Raw genomic sequence first — 1,805 nt, forward strand, 5'->3', positions numbered from 1 at the left:
GAGAAGGTATTTCGGCCAGTCAGGAGACAACTATGGAGATGTTCCGAGGTTCTCCTAAAAATGAAATCTAACTTTTCGGCCTATATTTTGGCAATTAAATTTACTTTCAAACAATTTTTTAGGAACAAAAATATCATTGGTAAATTATTTCAATACGATAAGTTCTTTTACAAACGAAGAGCTAAAAAATTAAAAAAGTTCAATTGGCGCAACATCTAGTAATGAAAAAAAAGGAACCTAACCAGTAAGTTCCTTTTTCAAGATTAGTAGTTATTACTCTTTTATGATTTTTCTCTTAAGTTTCACCCTTAGCTAAGAAATCTCGATGACTTCAAATATTCTATTTCCTGTTCCCAGAGTCTGTGGTATATTGATTTGTCAAAATAGTAATAGTAACTGATGATCGCCTATTCAGCCTATGCTGCTCTTCTGGGCAATATACACCGTCAACGCAATCATTGACAGGTTGTTCTTCACCATGACCAATTGCCTCTAACCTGTTGCTTGCAACTCCCCTACTCTCTAAATATTCTACTGCACGTTGAGCCCTTTTATCTGATAGCCATAAATTATATTTTTTAGGACCTCTTGAATCTGCATGAGCTTCAACCAAGAAAGAATATGAGGGATTATCTTGCATTAAAACTGATACTTTGTCCAGGGTGTTTTTTGACTTCTCGTTTAGATAAGAGGAATCAAAGTCATAATATACATAGCCCAATTCATCAATTTTGTTTTGTAATTTCAGAATTCCCATTTTTTCTGAATTTTCCTTAGCTTCTTTTTCTAATTCAGCTAACCTGGCTGCTTCTTTCTCTCTGGCTAGCCTTTCTGCAAGTGCTGCAGCTGCAGCCTCCGCTTCCAAAGCAGCATTTATTGAATCTGAAACACGTTTGGCCTCTTCATCCATTGCCTTAATTAAAGCCAATTTTTCGAGACCTTTTTTGGTAAGATCCTTTTCAATCTTAAATTGATATACAACACCTACAGCGTGCTGTATGTGGTTAGTAGCTTCATTTCCAAAGGACCATTTTCCGGATGAACTGAAATCCAGTCCCCATCTATCAGAAAACCAGGTTCTAAAACCTATAACTCCATTATAAGTGCCTCTTGACAGGTCATTGGCATAGGTATAACCCACTCCAACACCCAGATAGGGATCGAACCAGCCAGTCTGGCCAACTATTTTGTTTAAATCATAACTAAACCTTGTGTCAAAACCAAAATAGTCCTTATCCTCAGGGTTAACTGTGCCATCTATGAGCTTGCCCTCTTTATAATTATTGTAGGTGGCAATTGCTTCCAATCCTATTCCGCTTTTAAAATAACGGCCTATATTAATTCTGGAAGGAAAAGCAACACCATTCAAGTTGTCATTAAGTTTGGTAATATTGTTTAATCTATCCCCCGAATCATTCACAAAATTCCAGCCTAAACCTACCATCCAGGAACTCACCACCATACTGTCCTTAGCGGTCAACTGTAATTCTTCCTGTTGATCTAACTGAAGTGCCTCTTGTGGTGTCGATTGAATTTCTTCCTGTGCGTAAAATGAAGTTGTCCCAAAGATAAGAATAGTTACAGCGCTTGTTATGTAAGATTTCATAATGCAATGATTTAGGAGTATTACATTACAAAATTACCATCCATTAAATACGATTCCTACAAAGTAAGTTGATGTGCAATTAAATTCGATATGAAACCTAAAATTACCATTGATAATTACTTATTATCACTGAGTACAATTTCCTTCTCGGTATGTGGCATTTTATATAGATGAAAGGGCATTAAAATAGCTGTAGAAG

The 1,805-nt window shown here is 36.2% G+C and carries 1 protein-coding gene; it reads right to left on the bottom strand.

The features are described 5' to 3' along the window. Window positions 1-340 precede the first annotated feature (340 nt). Complete coding sequence (locus WBN20_RS13690; protein ID WP_424282095.1) at window positions 341-1,606, bottom strand: OmpA family protein; 1,266 nt, start codon at window positions 1,604-1,606, stop codon at window positions 341-343. Window positions 1,607-1,805: the final 199 nt, after the last annotated feature.

The sequence above is a fragment of the Eudoraea sp. genome, assembly GCF_049665975.1.
Classification (GTDB): Bacteria; Bacteroidota; Bacteroidia; order Flavobacteriales; family Flavobacteriaceae; genus Eudoraea.

Excerpts from the sequence above, each read along its gene's own strand:
- WBN20_RS13690 (WP_424282095.1), bottom strand. The coding sequence starts at position 1,606 with ATGAAATCTTACATAACAAGCGCTGTAACTATTCTTATCTTTGGGACA.